This window comes from Streptomyces beijiangensis, assembly GCF_017315755.1.
Lineage (GTDB): Bacteria > Actinomycetota > Actinomycetes > Streptomycetales > Streptomycetaceae > Streptomyces > Streptomyces beijiangensis.
This window is the reverse complement of sequence record NZ_JAFLRJ010000702.1, coordinates 1-289: the sequence shown is the minus strand read 5'-3', so window position 1 is coordinate 289 and position 289 is coordinate 1. Positions and strand designations below refer to the sequence as shown.

Here is a 289-nt window from a genome sequence, read left to right as displayed (position 1 = left end):
GCAGGGGCGAAGCCCCGCAAAGCGGGATCCGGGGCGCGACCCCGGGCAAAGCAGTGGCCCGGCACCAGAGACCTGGTGCCGGGCCACCGTCGGCTCCCCCGGACCCTCAGCCGGAGAAGCCGATGTGCGCGAGCCTCACCGACCCGCGCAGTCCGAGGCGGAGGTCATGGACCCCCGACACCTGGAGTCCGGCCTCCAGCGTCGCGTACACGTACGGGCCCCCGGCGTCCGGGACATCGAACCGGACCGCCCTGCCCGCCACTTCGAGGGCGACCGACCCCTCCCCCGC

At 75.1% G+C, this 289-nt stretch carries 1 protein-coding gene; it reads right to left on the bottom strand.

From position 1 onward, the window contains the following. Positions 1 to 106: 106 nt before the first annotated feature. A partial coding sequence (locus J0695_RS38485) for a hypothetical protein (RefSeq protein WP_206969495.1) occupies positions 107 to 289 on the bottom strand: 183 nt, incomplete at its 5' end.